The following is a 23,788-nucleotide window of genomic DNA, read 5'->3' as shown; positions in this document are numbered from 1 at the left end:
CGCTCCTGGAGGATGCGGGGCACGGCTGCGCCGCGGTCCCATTTTTGTACCGTTCGGTCGGAGGCTACCGTAACAGGTTTTGTACTGATCGATTAGTGAGGCGCGTCGCGTCGCCGCGCCACCGGGCCGTACACCCGGAGCGCCCGCGCGTGCCGCAACACCCGGTGCACCGCGACGAGCCGGCCCGGGCAGGCCGCCGGACGCGTATTCACGTCCCTGCGGCCTGGAACGTACGGAATGATCGGGCGTATGGGGGCGAAGCGCGACAAATTGAGCGTGGCCGGGGTGGTGGGGGCGCTCGGGGTGGTGTTCGGCGACATCGGGACGAGCCCGATCTACACGCTGCAGATCATCTTCAATCCGGCGGACCCGCATCCGGTGCCGCTGACCGAGGAGAACCTGTTCGGCGTGGTGTCGACGATCTTCTGGTCGGTGATGCTGATCGTCACGCTGACCTACGTCACGCTGGTGATGCGGATCGACAACGACGGCGAGGGCGGCATCATGGCCCTGATCACGCTGTTGCGGCGCGGGGAGGCGGCGCGCGGGCGGCGGACCGCGATCGCGCTGGCCGTGCTGGGGCTGTTCGGCGCCGCGCTGTTCTTCGGGGACAGCATGATCACGCCGGCCATCTCGGTGCTGTCCGCGGTCGAGGGGGTGAAGGTCGTCTCGCCCGGGCTGGAGGAGCTGATCATCCCGATCACCGCGGTGATCATCGTGGTGCTGTTCGCGGTCCAGCGGTTCGGCACGAACGCGGTCGGGCGGCTGTTCGGGCCGATCACCATCACCTGGTTCCTGGCGATCGGCATCTGCGGGCTCGGCGGCGTCGCGCAGCGGCCGGAGATCCTCCGGGCGCTCTCCCCCACGTACGCGATCGGGTTCCTGGCCGGGCATTTCCACATCGCGTTCTTCGCGCTGGCCGCGATCGTGCTCGCGGTCACCGGCGCGGAGGCGCTCTACGCGGACATGGGGCACTTCGGGCGGCGCGCGATCGTCTACGGCTGGCTCGGGCTGGTGCTGCCCGCGTGCACGCTCAGCTACCTCGGGCAGGGTGCGCTGCTGCTCGCCGACCCGGCCGCGTTCACCAGCCCGTTCTTCCTGCTCGTGCCGGGCTGGGGGCGGCTGCCGATGGTGCTGCTGGCGACCGCGGCCACGGTCATCGCGGCCCAGGCGGTGATCACCGGGGCGTACTCGGTGGCGAACCAGGCCGGGCAGCTCGGCTACCTGCCGCGCCTGCGGGTGGCGCACACGTCGGAGTCGACGATGGGCCAGATCTACGTACCGTGGATCAATTGGGTCCTGATGGTCTCGGTGCTGACGCTGGTGTTCGCGTTCCGCAGCTCGGCCGCGCTGGCGTACGCGTTCGGGATGGCCGTGATCGCTACGATCACCATCACCACGCTGCTGTTCTTCTACCTCGCGCACACCCGGTGGGGCGTGCCGGCCTGGCTCGCCGCGGCCGGCGCCACCCTGCTGGTCTCGGTCGACCTGCTGTTCGTCGGCGCGAACCTGACCAAGCTGGTGCACGGTGCGTGGCTGCCGCTGATCATCGGGCTGATCGCGTTCACGGTCATGACCACCTGGCAGCGCGGCCGGCAGATCGTCACCGCGGAACGCGACCGGGCCGAGGGACCGCTGCGCGAGTTCGTCGCGGAACTCCACGAGCGCCGGCCGGCCCGGGTGCCCGGCACCGCGGTGTTCCTCAACCGCGGCAAGCAGACCGCGCCGCTGGCGTTGCGCGCGAACGTGGAACACAACCGGGTGCTGCACGAGAAGGTGGTGATCCTGTCCATCCAGACGCTGCCGGTGCCGCGGGTGCCGGACGCCGACCGCATCGAGACCGACGACCTCGGCAACGGCATCACGCACGTGAACGTACGCTTCGGCTACCTCGAGAAGCCGCACGTGCCCGCGGTGCTGCGGCTGCTCACGGCGGACCGGATCGAGGCCGACGACGCGTCGTACTTCCTGTCGAAGATCGAGCTGGTCCGCGGTCCGGCGCCCACCATGGCCGCGTGGCGCAAACGGCTGTTCATCGCGACCGCCCACATCACCGCGGACGCGGCCGAGTACTTCGGCCTGCCCCGCCACCGTACGGTGATCATGGGTTCCCGGATCGAGGTCTGAGGCCCGGCGCCGGTCAGCCCGGCGGGGGCGCCGGCCAGCCGAGCAGGCGGGCGCCGAGCACGGCCGCATGCAACGTGAAGCGCTGGGTGGGCTCGCCCGGGTGGTAGCCGGTGATGGCCTGGATGCGATCCAGGCGGTAGGTGACCGCGCGCACGGACAGGTGCATCTGCCGGGCGGTCGCCGCGTGGTTGCCCTGGTTGTCGAAGAGCACGGTGAGCGTGTCCAGGTACGGCCGGGCACCGCCACGCGCGCTCTCCAGCGGGCCGAGGACCGTGGTGACCAGGTCGGTGATCGCGTCCCGGTCGCGCAGCAGCACCGGGAACACGAGCAGGTCGGCGGCGTGCAGCACCGGCGCGGTGAAGCCGAGCGCGGCCGCGTGGTCGAGCGTGCCGCGGGCCTCGTCGAGCGACCGGGCCAGCCCGGTCAGGCCGGGATGCGCGCGGCCGACCGCGATCTGCCAGCGGCCGGCACCGAGCGCGCCGAGCAGCTGGTGGGCGAGTTCGGCCGCGATGCCGCGCAGGCCGCCGGCGCTGATGCAGACCAGGTCGCCGTCGCGCAGCGTGGTCAGCGTGTTGCCCTCGCCGAACCGGTCCGCGAGCGCGGCGTCGATCCGGTGCGCGACGTCCGTGCCGAGGCCGGGCGACCGGGCGATCAGCACCACGTGCGTCGCGGACAGCCGGATGCCGTAGCGGCCGGCCCGCTCGGCCAGCCCGCCCGGGTCGGCGCGGCCGGTGAGCAGGTCGTTGACGAACGCGGTGCGGTCCTGGTCGTACCGGTGGAGTTCGGCACGGGTCCGGTCCGCGTATCCGTCGAGGATCGCGGCGACCAGCACCCGCATCGTGTCCAGCAGCGTGACGGCACGCGCGTGCTCACCGGCGGCCGGGACGGCACCGGTGACGATCGGGCCGGCGGTCGCCTGCCAGTGTGCGGTGGCGGCGCGGAGCACGCCGTCGACGAGCCGCGGCAACCGCAGCCCGGCGTCGGCGGCGTCCGCGCCGAGCAGTGCGGCACGGCGGTCGCGTTCCGCGCCGGCCGGCATCGCCAGCAGGCCCGCGCAGCCCTCGCCCAGCCAGTCCGTGCTCTCGGCCGGCCAGTCCGCGCCCTCGGCCGGCCAGTCCGCGCCCTCGGCCGCGGCCCGCTCCGCCGGAACCGGGTGTCCATCGCGGCGCGACTCGGCGGCCGGCGATCCGGAACTCGCCCGCCCCGCCGCAGCGGCGACGGGCCGAGCGCCCTGCCCGGCGGCCGCATCGGCGGCGGCCGCATCGGTGTGCTCCGGCCCGGGGGCGGGCCGCCGCGCACGAGTGCGCCGGTCGCCGGCGTCAGACACCGACGTCACGGCGGTCGAACAGCAGCACCCCGGCCGCGGCCGTGAGCGCGCCGGCCGCGACGAGCACGAGCAGCTCGACCGGGTGCCAGCCGGTGTGCAGCGGGTCGGTGCCGATGAAGTAGTGGAACGGTGACAGCCACCGCATCCAGCCGATGCCGTCGACCACGCCGCTCAGCGCGTGCGCCATGTAGGTCGCGACCGCGATCGCGCCGGTGACCGCCAGGACCGGACCGCGCCGGCCGGTGACCGCGCCGGCCAGGAACGCGATCCCGGTGAAGCACCACACCAGCGCGACCAGCCCGGCACCGGCCGCGGCCACGTGGGACAGCGGGATGTCCATGCCGATCACCGGCACCACGACCAGCAGCACCAGTCCGGGCAGCGCCGCGACCAGCGTGGCGGCGGCACCGGACGCGGCCAGCCGCTGACCGGCGAACGCGACCCGGGAGACCGGGTTGGCCAGCAGCAGTTCCATGCCGCCGTCCTCCTCCGGGCCGGCGATCGTCCGCACGGTCAGCGTGACCGCGCACATGATCACCAGCAGCGGCCCGAGCAGGCTGAACACGCTGGCCTGCAGGTATCCGGCCGGGGAGAGCAGGTCGGCGACGCCGAGGAACTCGAGCACCTCCCGGGGCAGCGCCTCCTGCTTGAACTCGGCCGTGCCCTGGAAGCTGGCGTAGAAGCCGGAGTAGACCGCGGTGAACACGGTCACGCCCGCGGCCCAGCCGAACAGCGCGCGGCGGTCGTCCCGCCAGGTCTTACGCACCAGTGCGGGCAGCATCGCCGGCTCCTTCGGAGTGGTAGTAGAACGACAGGAACGTCTCCTCGAGGTCCGGCTCCGCCGACAGCAGGTCGACGACGTCGTGCCGGGCCGCGGCCTTGATCAGCGGGTCGAGCCGGCCGTCGACCGTGCAGGTCAGGACCGGGCCGGACACCGTCACGCCGGTGACGCCGGGCAGCCCGCGGAACTCGGCCGCGTCGACCGGGTCCGCAAAGTGGATCTCCACGGTGCGGACCGCGCGCCGCCCCAGCGACTCGACCCGCTCGACCGCGGCGAGCCGCCCGTCGCGCACGATCGCGACCCGGTCCGCCACGTGCTGCACCTCGGCGAGCACGTGCGAGGACATCAGCACGGTCTGGCCGTCGGTGCGCGCGTCGCGCACCATCGCCAGGAACTCCTGCTGCATCAGCGGGTCGAGCCCGCTGGTCGGTTCGTCGAGGACGAGCAGCGCGGGCCGGTGCATGAACGCCTGCACCAGGCCGACCTTCTGCTTGTTGCCCTTGCTCATCGCGTGCACCGGGCGGGACACGTCCAGCTCCAGCCGGTCGGCCAGCTCGGTCACCCGCGACCAGGCGACGCCGCCGCGGGCGCCGGCGAAGAACCGGAGCAGTTCATCGGCCCGCCCACGCCCGGGGAACGCCAGCTCGCCGGGGAGATAGCCGACGCGGCGGTACAGTGCGGCCCGGTCCCGCCGCGGGTCGAGCCCGAGCACGGTGGCGTGCCCCCGGGTCGGGCGCAGGAAGTCCAGCAGCAGCCGGATGGTGGTGGTCTTCCCGGCACCGTTCGGCCCGAGGAAGCCCATCACCTCCCCGGCCCGGACCTCCAGGTCGAGGTCCTCGATGCCACGGTTGCCGCCGTAGAACTTGGTCAGTCCCGCCGCGCGGACCGCGATGTCGGTCGTCATGCCCACATCCTCGCGGGCCGGCGCCGCGGTGTTCCAGGCACGAACCCGGCCGAGTCCCGCGCCGCGCATTGCCGGAACACGGCAACGACCCGGGCCACGAGGGTACGACGCGGGGGCCCGGCGGCACGGCCGGGCCCCGGCGTCGCGTACCCGTCAGAGGTAGTTGATGTGCAGGTGGTTGTCGTGGTTCGGGTAGTCGACGGTCAGGCCCTCACCGATCAGCGTGGGGTCGTTGAAGTAGATGCTCTCGATCCGCCCGGTGGCCCGGATCCGCTGCACCAGCAGGCGGGTGGCCGCCCGGTCGTAGGTGGACGACTGCCAGGTGATCCGCCCGGCCGTGCACTGTGCCGAGTCGGTGCGGACCGGCCACACGTCGACGTCCAGCCCGCCCTCGTGGGTGCTGTGGCCGGGGATGTCGCCGCCGTGCTCGAAGCTGACGTCGCCCAGCGGCAGTTGCCCGTTGCCGGTGCTCGCGAACGACGCGGCGGCCGCCTCCAGCGAGCCGATCGCGGCGCCGGTGCCCCAGTTCGCGGCGCCGTTGCCGTCCGGGTCCTTGTCGCACATGTCGGCCAGCGACGGATAGGCGTAGTGCCAGACCAGGTTCTGCCAGGTGGCCGGCCCGACGATGCCGTCGGCGGTGATGCCGGCGTGGTTCTGGAACGCCACCACGGCCGCGTGGGTGCCGGAACCGAAGACGCCGTCGACCGTGAGCGACAGCCGGCGCTTCTTGTTCAGCAGCGCCTGCACCGCGCGGACGGCCGGGCCGTCGTCGCCCTGGCGGACGGTGACGACCAGCGCGCCCCAGGTCTGCGGGCCGACGACGCCGTCGACGGCCAGCCCGCGCGCGCTCTGGAACGCGCGCACGGACGACACGGTGCCGGAGCCGAAGACGCCGTCGGTGTCGGTCGCGTGCCCGCGCGCCGTCAACAGGTACTGCACGGCCTGGGTGTCGACGCCGCGGTTGCCCTGCCGCTGGGTGTGGAAGAACGCGCCGGGGAACGCGTCGGCCCGCTGCGCGGGGGTGGCGAGCACGACGCCGCCGAGCGCGACGGTGAACGCGACGGACGCCGCGACGAGCCGGCGCCGCACGGAGCGTGCCGATATCCGGAACTGCACGTGGATGACCTCCTCGCCGGGGCCCCGCGGTCCGCGGGGTCCCGGTCGTCTCGGTGGTGCGGGATCAGAAGCAGTTCGGCGCGGACCAGCTGCGGGTCGGCTTCGCGGCCAGGTGGGTGTGGTCGTCGTGGCCGGCGGCACCCGGGCCGATGATCTCGGCGAAGCCGGCGGTGCGGGCCTGCCGCGCGATCGTGCACAGGCTCGGCGTGCCGGTGAAGTCGAGCGCGTCACCGTACGTGTGCCGACTGCCGGTGGCGCCGCCCACCCGCTGGTTGCACTCCACGCTGCGGAACCCGGACGTGACGGTGAGCGGTGTGTCGCCGAGCTGCCGGCGCAGCGCCTCGGCCCGCCACATGGACTTGATCAGGTTCACCCGCACCTGCGCGGCGGAGACGGCGCCGCCCTGCAGGCTGGCCTGGCTGCCGCACGTCGACGACTGGGTGACCTCGGCGAACGTGAAGTGGATCGGGCTGCAGTCGTCGTCCTGGAGCGCGTAGATCTGGTTGACGGTCTGCGGGCCGGCGACCCCGTCCGCGCCCAGGCCGTAGGCGGACTGGAACTTGCGGACCGCCGCCGCGGTCCGCGGGCCGAAGTTGCCGTCGACGGACAGCACCTCGCCGGAGTCCACCCAGCCGGCGACGCGTATCTGCAGCTGCGTGACGTCGTCGCCGCTCATGCCCTCGCGCAGCGTGCGGTTCCAGGTGTAGCACCCGTCGGCCTGGGCCGGCCCGGCCAGCACCACGTTCACCGTGGCGGTCGCGGAGACCATCATGAACAGCGCCATGAACAGGCGGAACACTTTCTGTCTCGTCATCCGGATCACTCCCCGTGGCTCCGGCGGCCCGCGGTGCGGGCCGCGTGCCACCACAGTGTCGAGGGACGGGACGGACGTCAATGTGGATTCGCGCGTGCGATCGAAATCTGCGGACCGTGAAGGATCCGCGCACCGCCGTTGCCAAGGCCGCCACCCACATTTATGTTCGTGCGAGGAAATTAGTTGGTCAACCGGCGGTCATGCCGCGCCGGCGACGCCGATCGCCACCAGGTAGCCGGCGGCCGGCCCGCCGCGCGGCCGGAGCACGACCTGGTCGGACATCCGGTGTTCCAGGCGGTTCCACCGGCTGATGCCGGGCGGCAGGTCGGCGACCACGACGGACAGGCCCGCGTCCGCGCCGAACGCGGCCAGGCCGGTGCGCAGCCACGGGTGGCGGTGTTCGGTGGCGCTCACGCTGTCCGCGGCGACCAGCAGCCGCCGCGCACCGGGATGGTCACCGGCACCGGCCATCGCCCACCAGCGGCGCAGGCTCGACACGGCGAACCCCGCGGTCTCCCGGTCGCCGCCGACCGGGACCCGGTGCCGCCGGCCCGCGAGGCCGGGCGCCGGGGCGTCCACCCCGGCGGCCTCCGGGACGCCGCCGCGCCAGGCGACCAGGCTGACCACCGGCTCGCCCGCGTCGAGGAAGCACCCGGCCAGGTCGTTGAGGCGGCGGAAGCGGCGCTCACGCTCCCCGGCGGGCCAGCCGCCGTGACCGCGGCCCGGTGCGGCCGACCGGAATCCGGCGGTCTCGAGCAGCCGGCGCACCGTCCACGTGGAGACCGGATGCCCGGCCGCGCCCAGCGCGGCCGCCAGCCAGCGGATCGACCGGGTCGTCCACCGCATCGGTGACCGGGCGGAGTCGGCGGCCCGCGGTTCCATCAGCTCCCACAGCGCCCGCTCCAGACCGGCGTCGGCCTCGACGGCACTGCGCCGGCCGGCGCCGGGGGCCCGGACCCGGCCCGGCGGCTCGGCCCGGCCGTCCAGTTCGTCCACGCCGCGGGCCACGGTCTTGCGGTTGACCCCGGCCGCGCGGGCGACCACGGCGATGCCGCCCCGGCCCAGCCGCCGGGCCTGGGCGCCCATCACCAGGCGCCGCTGCCGCTCGTCCAGGTGCCCGGCCAGCTCGGCGAACATGCCGGCCAGCGGGTCCTCGGCGGACTTCTCCGACACTCCCATCTCGTTCTCCCCCGTCTCGTCCCGGATCGTGCGGTGATGAGTAGAACCGTCCGGCCGCGAATGCGCGACCGGACGACATCGAATCGTCATGCACGGCGCCGCGCGCACCGAATTCCCGGCCGTGCGAACCGGGCGACAGCGCGCCACTTATCGCCATTTTTACCATTGATTTCCGCAAATTGGCGCGACGCGTGCGGGTGTATGGTCTGCCGCATGACGGGGGATGTCATGTGTCGATGTGTCGATGCCCGCTGCCCGGCCTCCGTCATGCCACCTCGCTGACCTGAGCCGGAGGAGTTCCATGCGATTCGCTCCCGTCCTTCGCCGCGGCGCGGTCACGGCCGCCGCGGCCACGCTCGCCGTGCTGGTCGCGGCGGTCCCGGCCGCCGCGGTGCCGCCCACCACGCCGGTGTTCGGCGCCACGATCGACGGCCACGCGGCCTACGACCCGCAGACCACCTGCGACCCGGTGGCCAAGCCGGGCACGCTCGGCTTCCGCGAGCTGGCGCTGCGCACCTACCCGACCACCGGTGACTCGGGCATCGTCCGCGCGTGCAGCGCCGCCGAGGTCACCGAGCACAAGGAGGGCCGGGCCTGGGACTGGACGATCAACGCGAACAACAGCGCGGACCACGCCCGGGCGGACGAGCTGCTGGCCTGGCTGCTCGCCACCGACGCGCACGGCAACCAGCACGCGAACGCGCGGCGGCTGGGCATCATGTACATCATCTTCGACGGCCGCATCTGGGCCTCGTACCGGGCGAGCGAGGGCTGGCGGACGTACACCGGCAGCAACCCGCACACCGACCACGTGCACTTCAGCTTCAGCCGGGCCGGCGCGCTCAAGCAGACGACCTGGTGGACCGCGGCCGACCAGCCGGCCTCCTGGCCCCGGTTGGAGCGCGGCGCGAGCGGCGTGACCGTGCAGGTGCTGCAGCACCTGCTGAACGCGGCCGGGCAGACGCTGACCGTGGACGGCTCGTTCGGGGCGGCGACCGAGGCCGCGGTCCGCTCGTTCCAGTCCGCCGGCGGCGCCGTCTCGGACGGGATCGTCGGCATGGTCACCTGGTCCAGGCTGCTGCGCCAGGTGCGCACCGGCGACCAGGGCAGCGCGGTGCGGGCGGCGCAGGTCGCGCTGAACGCGTCCGGCGCGGGACTGACCGTGGACGGCTCGTTCGGGCCCGCGACCCAGGCCGCGGTGACGTCGTTCCAGTCGGCCCACGACCGGCCGGCCAACGGCGTGGTCGATCCGGCCGTCTGGCAGATGCTGATCGCCGGGATCGGCTGATCGTCCACAGCGGACGGCGCGACGGCTCGTGCCCACCCGCTGAGCCACCGGTGGCGGGTCCGGATCGCTCCGGACCCGCCGCGGCTCAGTGCCCGGAGTGGCCCGGGTTCTCCATCGGGTGACCGGCCTGGTGCTCGATCTTGAGCACCTCCGCCGGCATCACCACGAACGGGCGCATCATGCCCATGTCCTCGTGGTCGCGCATGTGGCAGTGGTGCAGGAAGCGGCCGCTGTGCGCGAAGTGCGCGGTGACCGTGACCGCCTCGCCGTTGTTCACCGAGACCACGTCCTTCCAGCCCGCGTCGGACGCGGCGGCCGGGAGCGTCTCGCGGTACTCGATCGGCGTGATCGTGCCGCCGCCGACCGTACGGCCCGCGTCGTCCACGATGAACTCCCACTTCTCCGCCACGTCGTAGGAGTGCCGGTGCTTGACCCGGAAGTGGGTGGCGTGCACGTGCTGCGGGTGCGGCCAGCCGCCGACGTCCAGGTTGATCCAGGTCCAGTCCTCCCAGTCGCCGGTCTTCACCATGAACCGGGCCGGGTCGTGGAAGCCACGGGCCACCCGGCGGTACGTCGTCACGCCGCCGTCCGGGCCCTTGACCTGCACGATGCCGTCGACCGGGAACGGTCCGGCCGGCGCCTCGGTCTCCTCCATCTCCCACTGCTCGATCTGGCCGGTGCCGAGCGGCGGGAACATGATCATGCGCTTGGCCGCGGCGGTGCCGGGCTTGGGCAGCGCCGCGTCGAGCGTGGCCGGCGGCTTCCAGCCCGCGCCCCGGCCGGTGCCGACCCGGAACTGCATGACCTGCGGCCACGGGCCCGGGTCGTAGTCCGCGTTCTTCAGGATCAGCTTCTTGCCCCTGAACGCGGAGAAGTCGATCAGGATGTCGGCGCGCTCGGCCGCGAGCACGCTGACCGTCCCGGCGTTCACCGGCGCGGCGAGCAGACCGCCGTCCGTACCGATGAGTCTGATCGCCGTCTCGGGCACCGCGGTGCCGTCCTCCAGCGTCAGCTGCAGGTGGTAAGGGCGGACGTTGGACACGTTCGCGACCCGGAACCGGTACCAGCGCGGCTCGACGTCCAGGTGCGGCCAGATCACGCCGTTGACCGTGGTGAACGGCCCGGAGAAGCTGGTGGCCAGCAGCTCCGGCTCGGTCGCGTACATGACGGTCTTGTACAGCTGGAACGGCGTGAGCTTCCCGGCGCCGTCCAGATCGAAGTTGCGGTCGCAGAGCAGCAGCGGGATCTCGTACTTCCCGGACGGCAGGCCGAGCCGGTCCTCCGTGGAGTCGCGGATCAGGTACAGGCCGCTGAGCCCGACGATGGTGTTCCACCGGGAGATCGGCATGGCGTGGTCGTGGTACCACAGCGCGGTGGCACGCTGGTCGTTCGCGTACTCGGCGACCTGCGCCTGACCGGACGGGATGCCGGCCTCGGGCCAGCCGTCGTTGTCCATGCCGGTCTCCGCGCCGTGCAGGTGCACGACCGTCCACGGTGGAAGGTTGGACACGTCGGCCAGCAGCGGGGCGCCGTCGGTGCCTGGGCGGTCCCAGAGCGGCGGGTCCGCCCAGGCGATCATCGGCGCGCACGCGCGCAGCGGGATCTTCCCGTTCAACGCGTTGATCCACCGGACCACGACCGGCTCGTCCGCGCGGACCTCGATGGTGGGACCGGGCACCGTACCGTCGAAGCCCCAGACCGTGCTCTGCCCGAGCTGCGAGTGGAAGCGGTGCTTCGCCACCCGCATCGGCACGGTCAGCTCGGCCGGCCGGCCGCCGCGCTGCCGTTCCGGCCGCAACACCTTCGGGACGGGCAGCGGATCACGGTACGGCGTGAGCGGCTCCGGGTAGGCGGAGACCGCCTTGTTCGCCACGGCCCGGCCGGGCAACCGCTGCTGCGCGGCGACCGGCACGGTGCGCGGCAACATGGGCGTGCCGTCCACCGCGAGCAGGCCGCGCACTGACTCGTTGGTCAGCAGCGCCGCGCCCGCGACACCGGTGGCGACGCCGCCGGCGAGCAACCGCCGCCGGGTGACGTGCGGGTCGGGTATCTCGGTCATGCGTACTCCTTGGGGTGGGGGTTCCCGGCGGCCGCGAGCGCGCCGGGGGTGCGGTGCGTGAAGACGTCCCGGGGGCTGACGTCCTTGGTCAGCGCGACCAGGCGGAGCGTGGCGAGACTGTCACCGCCGAGCGCGAAGAAGTCGTCGTCGACGCCGACCCGGTCCACGCCCAGCGCCTCCGCGAAGGCCGCGCAGAGCACACGTTCCGCGTCGGTGACCGGCGGGCGGTAGGTGGGCGCGTCGAGGTCGGGACGGGGCAGCCGGGCGCGGTCGACCTTGCCGTTCCCGGTGAGCGGCAGACGATCGAGGACCACGAACGCCGTGGGTACGAGGAAGTCCGGCAGCCGTTCGGCCATGTGCGTCCGCAGCGCGGCCGGGTCGAGGGTGCGCCCCGCGCGCGGCACGACGTAGCCGGCCAGGATCCGGCGGCCGTTGCCGACCGTGGGCGCGGCCGCCTCGGCGTGCGCGACGTCCGGGTGGGCGGCCAGCGCGGCCTGCACCTCACCCAGCTCGACGCGATATCCGCGGATCTTGACCTGGTCGTCGGTGCGGCCGAGGTAGTCGATCGCGCCCCGCTCGGTCCAGCGCACCAGGTCGCCGGTGCGGTAGAGACGCTCGCCGGGCGCGAACGGGCTGGCGACGAACCGGGCCGCGGTCGCGGCCGGCGCGTCCAGGTAGCCACGGGCCAGGCCGGCGCCCGCGAGGTAGAGCTCACCGGGCACGCCGGGCGGCAGGACGCCCAGGTTCGCGTCCAGCACGTAGGCGCGGGCGTTGTCGACCGGGCGGCCGATCACCGGCCGTTCCGCGTCCGTGGCGAACGCGGCCAGCGAGTCCACCGTGCACTCGGTCGGACCGTAGAGGTTGACCGCGGCCAGCCCGGGCGTGTTCGCGAGGCGCCGCCACTGCTGCTCCCCCACCGCGTCACCGCCGAACCCGATCATCGACAGCGTGTGCCGGTCCGGCTGGAACATGCCGAGGCCGTCGAGCGCGGCCAGCATCGCGGGCGCGACCTCGATGAAGTCGATGCCGGACCGGTCGATCAGCTCGGCGAGCGCGGCCGGGTCGGTGCGCTGCTCCTCGCCGGCCAGGTGCACGGCGTGCCCGCTGAACAGCCACAGCTGCGGCTGCCAGGCGGCGTCGAACGCGAACGGCCAGGCGTGCGCGACCCGCAGCAGGTCCCGGCCGGCCAGCCGCGCGGTCGGCTCGTGCAGGTGCCGGCGGTGGCTGCGGTAGAGGTTCGCGATCGCGGAGTGCGGGATGACCACACCCTTGGGCGTGCCGGTGGAGCCGGACGTGTAGACGACGTAGGCGGGGTGGTCGCCGCTGATCCGCGGCGCGGTGAACGCGCCGGCCGCGTCGGTGGACAGGACCGGGCCGTCGAACGGCGGCGGCGGTACGTCCGGCGTGTGCAGCAGCACGGCCGGGCGGGCACCGGCGAGCAGCGTCCGGATCCGCTCGGCCGGATAGGACGGATCGATCGGCAGATACGCGGCACCGGACGCGAGCACGGCCAGCATGGCGATCATCGCCTCGGGGGTGCGGGAGCCGAGGACGGCGACGCGGTTTTCCGGCCCGGCACCGTGCCGCTGCAGCGCACCGGCGACGCGTTCGACGGCCGCGCCGGCCTCGGCGAAGGTCCAGGTGGTGTCGCCGAGCACCAGCGCCGGCGCGTCCGGCTGACGGCGTACCCGCGCCGCGAACAGCTCCGGCAGCAGCGCGTCCCGGTCCGCGGCGTCGGTGGTGGCCGTGTCGTTCCAGGCGGTCAGGACCAGGTCGCGTTCCGCGGGGGCGGCGGCCGGCAGCGCGGCCACCGGCGCGTCCGGGGTCGTCACGATCGCGGCGAGCACGGCCAGGAGGCGGTCGCCGAGCCGGGCCGCGGCGTCCCGGGTGAACAGGTCCGGGCGGTACTCCAGGACCAGGGCCGGCTCGGTGCCGGGGAGCACGGTCAGCGTCAGGGGGTAGTGGGTGACCGACTCGCCGGCCAGCGCCGTGACGTCCAGGCCGGCGGCACGCTCCGCCGCGTGCAGCGCGTCCTCGTCGACCGGGAAGCTCTCGAAGACCAGCAGCGTGTCGAACAGTTCCCGCTGACCGGACCAGCGCAGCACGTCCGCGAGCCCGGCGTGCCGGTGTTCGAGCAGTGCCGCGGCCTCGGACTGGACGCGTCTCAGCGCGGCCCGGATCGGTTCCGCGCGGGGCAGGCGTACCCGGACCGGCACGGTGTTGATCAGCAGCCCGAGTGTCGCCTCCGCGTCCGGGAACCCGGCGTCCCGGCCGGAGACGGTGGCGCCGAAGACCACGTCGTCGCGGCCGGTCGCGCGGGCCAGCACGGTCGCCCACGCCAGTTGCAGGACCGTGTTGAGCGTGACGCCGGTGCGGCGGGCCAGCGCGGTCAGCGCCTCCGCCCGTCCCGCCGGCAGGGACAGCGGCAGCAGTTCCGCGCCGCCGCCGTCCGGGCGGGCCGCGGCGGCCGGCCCGGCCAGCAGCGTCGGACCGGGCAGACCGTCGAGCGCGGCCCGCCAGGCGCGGGCGGCGGCCGCCCGGTCCCGGGTGGCGAGCCAGCGCAGGTGGGCGCGGTGCCCGCCGGTCGGCGTGTCCGGCTCCTGCCCGGCGTAGCCGGCGAAGATCTCCCGGACCAGCAGCGGTACGGACCAGCCGTCCAGGATCAGGTGGTGGTTCGTGATGGTGAACCGGTGGTCGTCGTCCGCGACCCGGTCCAGTGTGAACCGGATCAGCGGCGGCGCGTCGAGGTCGAACCGCCGATCCGGGCCGTTCCACTCCGGCTCCGGGCCGAGGTCGCGCGCGGGCGCGCCGTCGGGGCCCGAGCCGTCGGGGCCCGAGCCGTCGGGTGCCGGCCGGACGAACTGGACCGGTTCGCCGTCGTGGTAGGCGAAGCCGGCCCGCAGCGCGGGATGCCGGGCGATCACCCGGCGGGTCGCGTCGCGCAGCCGCTCCTCGTCGACGGGGCCGCGCAGCCGCAGCCGCAGCCGCATCGTATAGACGTCGGGGGCCTCCCGGTCGTACCCGGCGAGGAAGAACATGCCGGCCTGCAACGGGGTCAGCGGCAGCACGTCCTCGACCCCGGGATCGTCGCACAGCGCGGCATGCCGGTCCCGGAACGCCCGCAGCGCCGCCTCGCCGTCGTCCGCGCGGTCCGCGTCGTGGTGGCGGGCGATCGCGGCCAGCGCGGCCACGGTGCGGTGCTCGAAGACGTCCCGGGGCCGCAGCGGCAGACCGGCCTCGCGGGCGCGGTTGACCAGGCGGATCGACAGGATGCTGTCGCCGCCCAGCTCGGTGAAGCCGTCGTGCACGCCCACCGCGGGCAGGCCGAGCACGTCCGCGAAGATCCGGGCCAGCGCGTGCTCGTCCGGCGTGCGGGGCCGGTCGCTACCGGTCAGCGCGGCCGGATCCGGCTTCGGCAGCTCCCGGCGGGCGATCTTGCCGGTCGGCGTCATCGGCAACCGGTCCAGCACCACCATGATCGACGGCAGCTGGTGCTCGGCGAGCCGCTCCGCCGCGTACGCCCGCACCGCGGTCAGGTCGATCCCGGCATCGCCGGCGTGACCGGACCCAGCCACAAGACCGGAACCAGCCACGTGACCGGAATCAGCCACGTGACCGGAATCAGCCACGTGGCCGGCGTCGGTCGGCTGGCCGGGAGCGGTGGTGCGGTGGGAACCGGCCGTGGGCAGGGCGATCGCCGCGCGGGCGAGGTAGGCGGTCAGGCGGCCGTCGTGGACGGTGACCGCGGCCGCGCCGACGCCGGGGGCGGTGGCGAGCACGGACTCGATCTCGGCCGGTTCGATGCGGTGGCCGCGGACCTTGACCTGTTCGTCGGTGCGGCCGAGGTGGTCGAGGCCGCCGTCGGCGCGGCGCCGCACCAGATCGCCGGTCCGGTAGAGACGCGCGCCGGGGACGAACGGGTTCGCCACGAAGCGGTCGGCGGTGGCCGCGGGCGCGTTCAGGTAGCCACGGGCCAGGCCGGCACCGGACAGGTACAGCTCGCCGACGCCCTCGACCGGCACCGGGCGGAGCCAGGCGTCGAGCACGTACGCCGCGGTGCCGGTGATCGGCGTGCCGAGGTGCGGGTCCCGGCGCGCGTCGGCCAGGCAGGTGCTGTCGCCGCTGGCCTCGGAGCAGCCGTACAGGTTAACCACGCGCGCGGTCAGGCCGCCGGTGTGGGCGCGGGTGAGCGGCTCACCACTGGAGATCCACAGGCGGATCGAGCCGAGCCGCCCACGACCGTGCTCCGCCAACGCCCGCAGCAGCGTCGGTACGGCCGTCAGCCGGGTGATCCGGTGCTTCTCGATCAGGTCGATGAGCGCGAGCGGGTCCCGGCGGTCGTCGCGGGTGGCCAGCACGACCGGGACGTGGGCGGCGAGCGCGCCGAGCAGCTCGGTCGAGCCGTCGACGAAGCCGATCGAGCTCTTGGCCAGCACCACCTCGCCGGGCGCCGCGGGCTCCGCGGTCAGCATCCACCGGAGCCGCACGGCCAGACCGCCGCGGGTGCCGGTCACGGCCTTCGGCGTGCCGGTGGACCCGGACGTGAACAGCACGTAGGCGGGATGGTCCGGGTGGACGGTGACCGGTGCCGGCACCGCCTCCGGCAGCGGCGCGGTCACGTCGAGCTGCGGTACGTCGTACGGCAGCTCGGCCGTGGTCAGCAGCAGTTCCGGCCGGGCCGTGTCGATCATGTGGCGGAGGCGGGCCGGTGGATGATCGAGGTCGAGCGGAAGGTAGGCCGCGCCCGTCCGCAGCACCGCGAGCAGCCCGACCACCAGCTCCGGGCGGTAGCCGGTGGCGAGGCCGACGACGGATTCCGGTCCGATCCCCCGGCGCTGCAACGCCGCCGCGAGCCGGCCGGCCCGGGCGTGCAGCTCCCCCGCGCTGATCGGCGCCCCGGCACAGATGAGTGCGACCGCCGCCGGGTCGTCCGGGCTCAGCAGCGCGGACAGGTCCGCCCACCGCCCCGGGTCGGCCGCGTCCGGCGACGGGGTGCCGGACGGTGACCGGTCGCGGTCGTCGAGAGTGGTGACGGCGCCGGTGCGTACCGCCGGGTCGTCGATGATCTGAGTCAGGACGCGCAGCAGCCGGTCGAGCAGCGCGTCCGCGCCCGGTGTGCCGTCGCGGTACTTGAGTTCCAGCCGGAGCCGGCCGGCGCCGGGCGCGGCCGTGAGCATGACCGGGTAGTGCGATCCGTCGTGCCCCTCGACCGACTCGACGGTCAGCTGGCGGCCGGGGTCCTCGGTCCGGCCGATCCCCGGGAACGTCTGGACGACGAGCAGGCTGTCGAACAGTTCGCCCTGCCCGGCCGCGGTCAGGACGGCGGGCAGGTCGAGCCAGGCGTGTTCCCGCAGCGCGGCCTGGGCGGCCTGGTGCCGGCGGAGCAGGTCGGCGAACGGCTCGGCCGGCCGCAGCCGCACGCGGACCGGGACCGTGTTCAGGAACAGCCCGATCATCTCGTCGGCGCCGGGCAGCTCCGCCGGGCGGCCGGAGACGGCCTGACCGGTGACCACGTCGGGTCCGCCGCCGACCGCGGCGAGCACGGTGAGCCACGCGCACTGCAGGACGGTGTTGAGCGTGACGCCCAGGTCCCGGGTCAGCGCGATGAGCCCGCCGCCGTCGATGTCGGCCGTGGCCTTCCGCACGATCGGCGACGGGCGCGCGGGCCCGCTGAACGGGGTGCAGGAGACCGCGCCGGCCAGGTCCACGCGCCACGCGTCGACGGCCGCGGCCCGGTCCCGGCCGGCGAGCCACGCGAGGTAGTCGCGGTACCGGGCCGGCTCGGGCAGCGTGCCCGGCGCCCGGTAGAGCGTGAGCAGCTCGCGGATCAGCGGCGCGGTCGACCAGCCGTCGAGCAGCAGATGATGGCTGGTCACCAGCAGCCGGTGCCGCTCCGGGCCGAGCCGCAGCAGGTGGAAGCGGAACAGCGGCGGCGTCGTCAGGTCCAGCCGGTGGGCGCGTTCCCGCGCCGCGATCTCCTCGGCGCGGGCGGCGGTCCCGTCCCCCGGCCGGTCACCCGGGCCCGCCGGATCGGGCACGCCGGACAGGTCCGTCTCCGTCCACGGCACGTCGACCCGGTCCGGGACCAGCGCGACCGGGCGGTCCACGTCCTCCGTCCAGAACGCGGCGCGCAGGTGCGGGTGCCGGTCGAGCAACGCGGTCGCGGCCCGCCGCAGCCGGCCCGGGTCGAGCGGGCCACGAAGGTCGAGCACCAGCTGCACCGTGTACGGGTCGGGGCCCTCGTCCGCGTACCCGCTGAGGAAGAGCAGGCCCTCCTGCAACGGTGACAGCGGCAGGACGTCCGTGATCGCGCTCATCGGGCGGCCCACTTCGCCGCGATCCGGTCCAGCTGCCCCTGGTCGAGCCCGGCGAGCGGCACGTCGGCCGGGGTGAGCCGGGTGGTGACCGCGGCGGCCGCGACCGCACGCAGCGCCCGTTCCCACAGCGTGGCCAGTCGGTGCACGGAGTCCTCCTCGATCGCGGTGGAGACGTAGGCGAAGACGGCCCGCAACTCGGTCCCGTCCGCGCCGGGCACGGCGGTGACGTCGATGCTGAGCGCGTGGTCGGCGGCGCGGTGCCCGTCCACGGTGCCGCCGAGTCCGCCGTCGATCCGCCAGCCGTCGCCGCGGCGGTCCGGCGCACCGCCGATCCGGCCCAGGTAGTTGAACGCGATCCACGGTCGCGGCGCCGCGGTCAGTGCCGGGTGCCGGGTCAGCTCGCGCAGCAGCCCGAAGCCGATGCCGTGGTCCGGGACCGTGCCGAGCGACGCGGCGGTGGCCTTGACCGCCTCCGCGGCACGGCCCGGGTCGGCCTCGGCCGCGGCCAGCCCGGCGGTGCCGGTCGCGAGCCGCACCGGGTAGACCGTGGTGAACCAGCCGACCGTACGGGTCAGGTCGGCACCGGGCACGATCTGCTGTTCGCGTCCGTGGCCCTCCAGGTCGATGACGGTCTCGCCGCCGGTCCACTCGCGCAGCGCCAGCCCGAGCGCGGCCAGCAGCACGTCGTTGACGGTCGCGCGCAACCGGTCCGGCACGTCACCGAGCAGCGGCGCGGTGTCCGCGGCCGGCAGCGTCCGGGTCAGCTGCACGACCGTGTCGAGCGGGCCCGTGCCGAGCGTGCCCGGCGCGGTCACGTCGGCCGGTGGCGGGGTGACGGCGTCGAGCACGTCACGCCAGTAGCGGGCCTCGGGCTCGCGGGCGAGTGCCGCCTCGGGCAGCGCGTGCGCCCAGGTGCGCAGCGACGTCGTGACCGGGCGCAGCCGCGGTGTCCGTCCATGGTGGAGCGCGGTGCAGGCGGCCTCGAGGTCGGCCGCGAGGATCCGCCAGGAGACGCCGTCGACCACCAGGTGGTGGATGAGGATCAGCAGGTCGGAGCGCCGGTCCGGGCCGGCGTCGCGCCACAGCGCGTGCATCATCGCGCCACGCCACGGGTCCAGCCCGGCCCGGGCGGTGTCCAGCGGCAGGTCCACGTCGCCGGTCACCACGGTCAGCGCGGGCTCCGGCACCTCCGCGGGCACGACCAGGCGGCCGGTCTCCAGCCGGGCGCGCAGCGCGTCGTGGTGGCCGAGGATCGCGCGCAGTCCGTCCCGGACGGTCCGCTCCGTCAGCCCGGCCGGAAGGCTGAACCGCACCGCCTGACCGAACTTCTCCACGGCCGGGTCCGCGTCCACGAACCGGCGCATGATCGGGGTGAGCGGCACGTCGCCGGCGCCGGGATCGTGCGCCGCGACCCCGGCCTCGGTCGCGACCGCCGCCAGCTCGCGCGGCGTGGGGTTCTCGAAGACGTCCCGCGGCGCGAAGAGCAGCCCGTGGTCGCGGGCCCGGGCGACGAGCTGGATCGAGAGGATGCTGTCGCCGCCGAGCGCGAAGAAGCCGTCCGTGGCGCCGAGATCGTCCCGGCCGAGCAGCTCCGCGAACAGCTCCACCAGCGTCTGTTCGACGTCGGTGGCCGCGTCCGCCCGCTCCGCCTCGGCCGTCGCCGGCGTCGGCAGGCGGTCGCGGTCGAGCTTGCCGGCGACCGTGTGCGGCAGCGCGTCGAGCACCATCCACGCGGACGGCACCATCCCGGCCGGCAGCGCGTCGCCCGCCAGCCGGGCGATCCGCGCGACGTCCAGAACGTCCCGGTGCCCGGGCAGCGCGGCCCGCGACCCGCCGGCCGGGCCCGTGGCGTCCCCGGGACCGGCGTCGCCCGCGGGGACCAGGTAGCCGACCAGGCGGTCGCGGCCGTCGGCGCCGGGCCGGGCCGCGACCGCCGCGGCCGCCACGCCGGGCAGGTCGCGGAGCGCGGCCTCGATCTCGGCCGGTTCGATGCGCAGGCCGCGCACCTTGAGCTGGTCGTCCGCGCGGCCCAGGTATTCGAGCAGCCCGGAGTCGTTCCAGCGGGCCAGGTCGCCGGTGCGGTAGAGCCGGTCGCCCGGCGCGCCGAACGGGTCGGCGACGAACCGTTCCGCCGTGAGCGCGGCCCGGCCGTGGTAGCCGCGCGCGAGCCCGCCGGCCAGGTACAGCTCGCCGGTCACGCCCGGCGGCACCGGCGCGAGGTCCGGCCCGAGCACGTAGGCGCGCCGGTTCACGTCCGGCCGCCCGATCGGCAGCACCGCGCCCGGCCAGCCCGGGTCGGCGGTCCACAGGGTGGAGTTGACGGTCGCCTCGGTGGGCCCGTAGCAGTTCAGGAACAGCCGGCCGCCGGCCCAGTCCCGGATCAGGTCGCGGCGCAGCGCCTCCGTACCGACCAGCAGCGTGACGTCCGCGTCGAGGGACGGCTCGGCGGTGCCGGGCCGGGGCAGCGAGGACAGCACGGACGGCGGGATCACCAGGTGGGTCAGGCGCTGCGCGGTGGCGAACCGGGCCAGTGCGGCACCGGCGCGCGCGTGCTCCGGCAGCAGCACGATCGTGCCGCCGCTCAGGATCGAGATGGCCAGTTCCGCCACGGTGACGTCGAACGAGAACGACGCGAACGACCCGACCCGGGCCCCGGCACCCGACCCGCCGGCCATCGTGGCGACCAGGTCCGGCAGCCCGGCGTGCGGGATCGCCACGCCCTTCGGCCGCCCGGTCGACCCGGACGTGTAGATGACGTAGGCCAGCCGCGACGGCACCGGCGGCACCCGGTCCGGACGCCGCGCCGGGCCGTCCCCCCACGCCTCGGCGACGTCGACGACCTCGAGACCTTCCGCGGGTACGTCGTCCGCGCGCGCCGCGACCGCCAGCACCGGCCGGGCGTCGTCGAGCACGTGCCGGACCCGGGCGGCCGGATGGTCCGGGTCGATCGGCAGGTAGGCGGCGCCGGTCTTGGCCACCGCGAGGATCGCCGCGACCGCCTCCGCGGACCGGCGCAGCGCGACCGCGACGATCCGCTCCGGCCCGGCACCGCGCGTGTGCAGCACGTGGGCGAGCCGGTTCGCGGCCGCGTCCAGCTGCCGGTAGGTCAGTTCGCGGTCGCCGTCGGCCAGCGCGACCGCGTCCGGCCGGGCCGCCGCCTGCGCCTCGAAGAGCCCGGCCAGGTCGGTGAACGGCACGTCCCGCGCGGTCCGGTTCCACGCGTGCTCGACCAGGTCGCGTTCGCGGTCGTCCAGGACCCGTACCGCGCTGATCGGCCGGTCGGGGTCGGCGAGGACCGCGCGGAGGACCCGGTCGAGGCGGTCCAGCAACCGGTCCGCGGTGCCGTCGGCGAACAGGTCGCGGGCGCAGGTGAGTTCCAGTGTGGTGGCGCCGGTGGCCGCGTCCTCCTCGATGACGAACGTCAGGTCGAACTTCGCGACGGTGAACCCGGCCGGTTCGGGTGCCGTCTCCAGGCCCGCGAGGCCGAAGCCGTCCTGGTCCGCGTACCGGTGGGTGGTGACGATCTGGAAGAGCGGGTGCCGGGACAGCGACCGGGCCGGCGCGAGGTGCTCGACCAGGCGCTCGAACGGCAGGTCGGAGTGGGCGAACGCGGCCAGGTCGGTGCGGCGCACCCGGTCGAGCAGCGCGGTGAACGTGGGGTCGCCGGACACGTCGGTGCGCAGCACGAGCGTGTTCAGGAAGCAGCCGACCAGGTCGTCGAGCGCGGCGTCGGCGCGGCCCGCGATCGGCGTGCCGAGCGGGAGGTCGGTGCCGGCACCGAGCTTGCGCAGCAGCACCGCGACCGCGGCCTGGAGCACCATGAACACGGTGACGCCGCGCGCCGCGGCCACGGCGCGCACCGCGGCCGCGAGGTCGCCCGGCAGCGGACGGCGGGCGAGTTCGCCGCGGTAGGTGGCGACCGGCGGGCGGGGCCGGGCGCCCGGGAGCGTGAGTTCCTCGGGCAGGCCGGCGAGTTCCGCGCTCCAGAACGCGAGCTGTTCCGCGGCCAGCGGCGTCTTGTCGTCGCCGGTGCCGAGCAGTTCGTGCTGCCAGAGCGCGTAGTCGGCGTACTGCACCGGCAGCGGCGCGTCCCACTCCGGCGCGGTTGCGGACACCCGGGCCGCGTACGCGGTGGCGAGGTCGGTGAAGAGGGGCCGGGCGGACCACTCGTCGGCCGCGATGTGGTGCACCACGACCGCGACCACGTGCTCGTCCAGCGCGCTCCGGAGGACGTGGAACCGGATCGGGATCTCGTCGTCGAGCCGGAACGGGCGGTGGATCGCCTCCTCGACCGTGCCGTCCGTGTGGACCGTGACCGGATGCGGCGGCCGGACCGACTGCTCGGCGCGCCCGCCCGGCGCGGGGTAGACGGTGCGCAGGATCTCGTGCCGTGCCACCACGTCCGACGCGGCCGCCGCGAACGCGTCCAGGTCGAACGCGCCACGGAACCGGGCCGTGAACGGGATGTTGTACGTGCCGGACGGCCCGTCCATCCGGTCGATGAACCACAGGCGCTGCTGCGCCGGGGAGAGCGGCAGCGGGTCCGGGCGTGCGCCGGACCGCAGCGGCGGCCGGTCGCCGCCGCGCCGCAGCCGTTCCGCCAGGGTGCGCACGGTCGGTGCGTCGAAGACGTCGTGCAGCGCCAACTGGGCGCCGAAGACCGCGCGCAGCCGGGCGACCAGGCGCACCGCGAGCAGCGAGTGGCCGCCGAGCGCGAAGAAGTCGTCCTCCGCGCCGACCCGGTCCAGGCCGAGCAGGTCCGCGAAGACGCCGGACAGCACCTCCTCGCCGAGCCCGCGCGGTGCCTCGGCACCGGCCGGTGCGGGCGCCGGGTCGGGCAGCGCACGCCGGTCGATCTTGCCGCTGCCGGTGAGCGGGAACTCGGCCAGCACCGTGAGCGTCGACGGGACCAGGTACTCCGGCAGCGTGCCGGCCAGCGCGGCGCGCACCGCGGCCGGTTCCGGGTGCGCGCCGGCCGCGGGCGTGACGTATCCGGCCAGCCGGTCGCCGTGCGCGACCACCACGGCCGCCGCGATCCCGGGCAGCGCGGTCAGCGCGGCCTCCACCTCGCCCGGCTCGATCCGCAGGCCGCGCACCTTCACCTGGTGGTCGGTGCGGCCGAGGAAGTCCAGCGCGCCGTCCGGCCGCCACCGGGCCAGGTCGCCGGTGCGGTAGAGCCGCTCGCCCCGGGTGAACGGGTCCGCGACGAACCGTTCCGCGGTCAGCGCGGCCCGGCCCAGGTAGCCGTCCGCGAGCTGCGCGCCGGCCAGGTACAGCTCGCCGGGCACGCCGTCCGGCACCGGCCGCAGCCAGCGGTCCAGCACGTGCGCGCGGGTGTTCCAGACCGGCCGCCCGATCGGCACGTCGTCCTGGGTCACGTGCCAGGCGGTGACGTCCACCGTGGCCTCGGTCGGGCCGTAGAGGTTGTGCAGCGCCGCGTGCGGGAGCAGGCCGCGGGTGGCGGCGGCCAGGTCCACCGCCAGCGCCTCACCGCTGGTGACCAGCAGTCGCAGGCTCGCGCAGGAACCGGCGGCCGGGGTGGCGACGAACTCCCGCAGCATCGACGGTACGAAGTGCGCCACCGTCACGCGTGCGCGGCGGATCAGCGCGGCGAGGTAGCCGGGGTCGCGGTGCCCGCCCGGCTTCGCGACGACCAGCGGCGCGGCCGCGAACGCGGGCCAGAAGAACTCCCACACGGACACGTCGAACGTGGCCGGCGTCTTCTGCAGCACCGCGTCGCCGTCGCCGAGCCGGAACTCGGCCTGCATCCACTCGAGCCGGTTGGTCAGCGCGCGGTGCGGCACCCGGACGCCCTTGGGCCGCCCGGTCGAGCCGGACGTGTAGATGACGTAGGCGGGCAGGTCCGGTGACGGGGG

Annotated in this window: 11 protein-coding genes (1 of these 11 only partly in view); 2 read left to right on the top strand and 9 right to left on the bottom strand. The window is 74.8% G+C overall.

Annotated features, from left to right (window positions below; translation table 11 throughout):
• The first annotated feature begins 249 nt into the window (after nucleotides 1-249).
• Nucleotides 250-2,127 (top strand): potassium transporter Kup, encoded by a 1,878-nt coding sequence (locus J2S44_RS36275; protein ID WP_310423738.1) that lies wholly within the window; start codon nucleotides 250-252, stop codon nucleotides 2,125-2,127.
• A 13-nt stretch (nucleotides 2,128-2,140) separates the two neighbouring features.
• Here J2S44_RS36275 and J2S44_RS36270 read toward each other — a convergent pair whose 3' ends face one another.
• From J2S44_RS36270 to J2S44_RS36245, 6 genes are all read right to left on the bottom strand, one after another.
• The gene (locus tag J2S44_RS36270; RefSeq protein WP_310423736.1) at nucleotides 2,141-3,454 is read right to left on the bottom strand and encodes a PucR family transcriptional regulator; all 1,314 of its coding nucleotides are present in this window, start codon (nucleotides 3,452-3,454) and stop codon (nucleotides 2,141-2,143) included.
• Entirely contained in the window at nucleotides 3,447-4,235 is a 789-nt protein-coding gene (locus tag J2S44_RS36265) for an efflux permease Rv1217c-related protein (protein WP_310423733.1), read from the bottom strand. The genes J2S44_RS36270 and J2S44_RS36265 overlap by 8 nt, the downstream gene beginning before the upstream one ends.
• A complete protein-coding gene (locus tag J2S44_RS36260) occupies nucleotides 4,213-5,139 on the bottom strand; it encodes an ABC transporter ATP-binding protein (RefSeq protein WP_310423730.1) in 927 nt (308 codons plus the stop codon). Before J2S44_RS36260 ends, J2S44_RS36265 begins: the two co-directional genes overlap by 23 nt.
• A gap of 153 nt (nucleotides 5,140-5,292) precedes the next feature.
• Nucleotides 5,293-6,255 carry a penicillin-insensitive murein endopeptidase gene (locus tag J2S44_RS36255; RefSeq protein WP_310423727.1) on the bottom strand — a complete coding sequence of 321 codons (963 nt, stop codon included), beginning with the start codon at nucleotides 6,253-6,255 and terminating at the stop codon, nucleotides 5,293-5,295.
• Between the two features lie 64 nt (nucleotides 6,256-6,319).
• A complete protein-coding gene (locus J2S44_RS36250; RefSeq protein WP_310423724.1) occupies nucleotides 6,320-7,069 on the bottom strand; it encodes a D-Ala-D-Ala carboxypeptidase family metallohydrolase in 750 nt (249 codons plus the stop codon).
• Nucleotides 7,070-7,267: 198 nt separating this feature from the next.
• Complete coding sequence (locus tag J2S44_RS36245) at nucleotides 7,268-8,248, bottom strand: ISAzo13-like element transposase-related protein (protein WP_310423722.1); 981 nt, start codon at nucleotides 8,246-8,248, stop codon at nucleotides 7,268-7,270.
• A gap of 301 nt (nucleotides 8,249-8,549) precedes the next feature.
• On the opposite strand from J2S44_RS36245, the gene J2S44_RS36240 reads away from it, so the two are divergent.
• Nucleotides 8,550-9,536, top strand: coding sequence for a peptidoglycan-binding domain-containing protein (locus J2S44_RS36240; protein WP_310423719.1), 987 nt, complete (start codon nucleotides 8,550-8,552; stop codon nucleotides 9,534-9,536).
• 85 nt (nucleotides 9,537-9,621) lie between these two features.
• On the opposite strand, the gene J2S44_RS36235 is transcribed toward J2S44_RS36240, so the two are convergent.
• The 3 genes in view from J2S44_RS36235 to J2S44_RS36225 are tightly spaced (each overlapping or abutting the next) and all read right to left on the bottom strand, a layout consistent with a single transcriptional unit that may run on beyond the window.
• Entirely contained in the window at nucleotides 9,622-11,595 is a 1,974-nt protein-coding gene (locus J2S44_RS36235; RefSeq protein WP_310423716.1) for a multicopper oxidase family protein, read from the bottom strand.
• Nucleotides 11,592-17,912 (bottom strand): non-ribosomal peptide synthetase, encoded by a 6,321-nt coding sequence (locus J2S44_RS36230; protein WP_310423713.1) that lies wholly within the window; start codon nucleotides 17,910-17,912, stop codon nucleotides 11,592-11,594. The genes J2S44_RS36235 and J2S44_RS36230 overlap by 4 nt, the downstream gene beginning before the upstream one ends.
• Nucleotides 17,909-23,788: the end of a non-ribosomal peptide synthetase gene (locus J2S44_RS36225; protein ID WP_310423710.1), read on the bottom strand. The gene runs 7,893 nt beyond the window's last position; only the last 5,880 of its 13,773 coding nucleotides appear in the window; its start codon lies beyond the right edge, outside the window; the stop codon is at nucleotides 17,909-17,911. The genes J2S44_RS36230 and J2S44_RS36225 overlap by 4 nt, the downstream gene beginning before the upstream one ends.

Source organism: Catenuloplanes niger, assembly GCF_031458255.1.
Classification (GTDB): Bacteria; Actinomycetota; Actinomycetes; order Mycobacteriales; family Micromonosporaceae; genus Catenuloplanes; species Catenuloplanes niger.
The sequence above is the reverse complement of the archived record's forward strand: the minus strand, read 5'-3'. Positions and strand labels throughout refer to the sequence as shown.

Excerpts from the sequence above, each read along its gene's own strand:
- J2S44_RS36275 (WP_310423738.1), top strand. The coding sequence starts at position 250 with ATGGGGGCGAAGCGCGACAAATTGAGCGTGGCCGGGGTGGTGGGGGCG.
- J2S44_RS36265 (WP_310423733.1), bottom strand. The coding sequence starts at position 4,235 with ATGCTGCCCGCACTGGTGCGTAAGACCTGGCGGGACGACCGCCGCGCG.
- J2S44_RS36260 (WP_310423730.1), bottom strand. The coding sequence starts at position 5,139 with ATGACGACCGACATCGCGGTCCGCGCGGCGGGACTGACCAAGTTCTAC.
- J2S44_RS36250 (WP_310423724.1), bottom strand. The coding sequence starts at position 7,069 with ATGACGAGACAGAAAGTGTTCCGCCTGTTCATGGCGCTGTTCATGATG.
- J2S44_RS36245 (WP_310423722.1), bottom strand. The coding sequence starts at position 8,248 with ATGGGAGTGTCGGAGAAGTCCGCCGAGGACCCGCTGGCCGGCATGTTC.
- J2S44_RS36240 (WP_310423719.1), top strand. The coding sequence starts at position 8,550 with ATGCGATTCGCTCCCGTCCTTCGCCGCGGCGCGGTCACGGCCGCCGCG.
- J2S44_RS36235 (WP_310423716.1), bottom strand. The coding sequence starts at position 11,595 with ATGACCGAGATACCCGACCCGCACGTCACCCGGCGGCGGTTGCTCGCC.
- J2S44_RS36230 (WP_310423713.1), bottom strand. The coding sequence starts at position 17,912 with ATGAGCGCGATCACGGACGTCCTGCCGCTGTCACCGTTGCAGGAGGGC.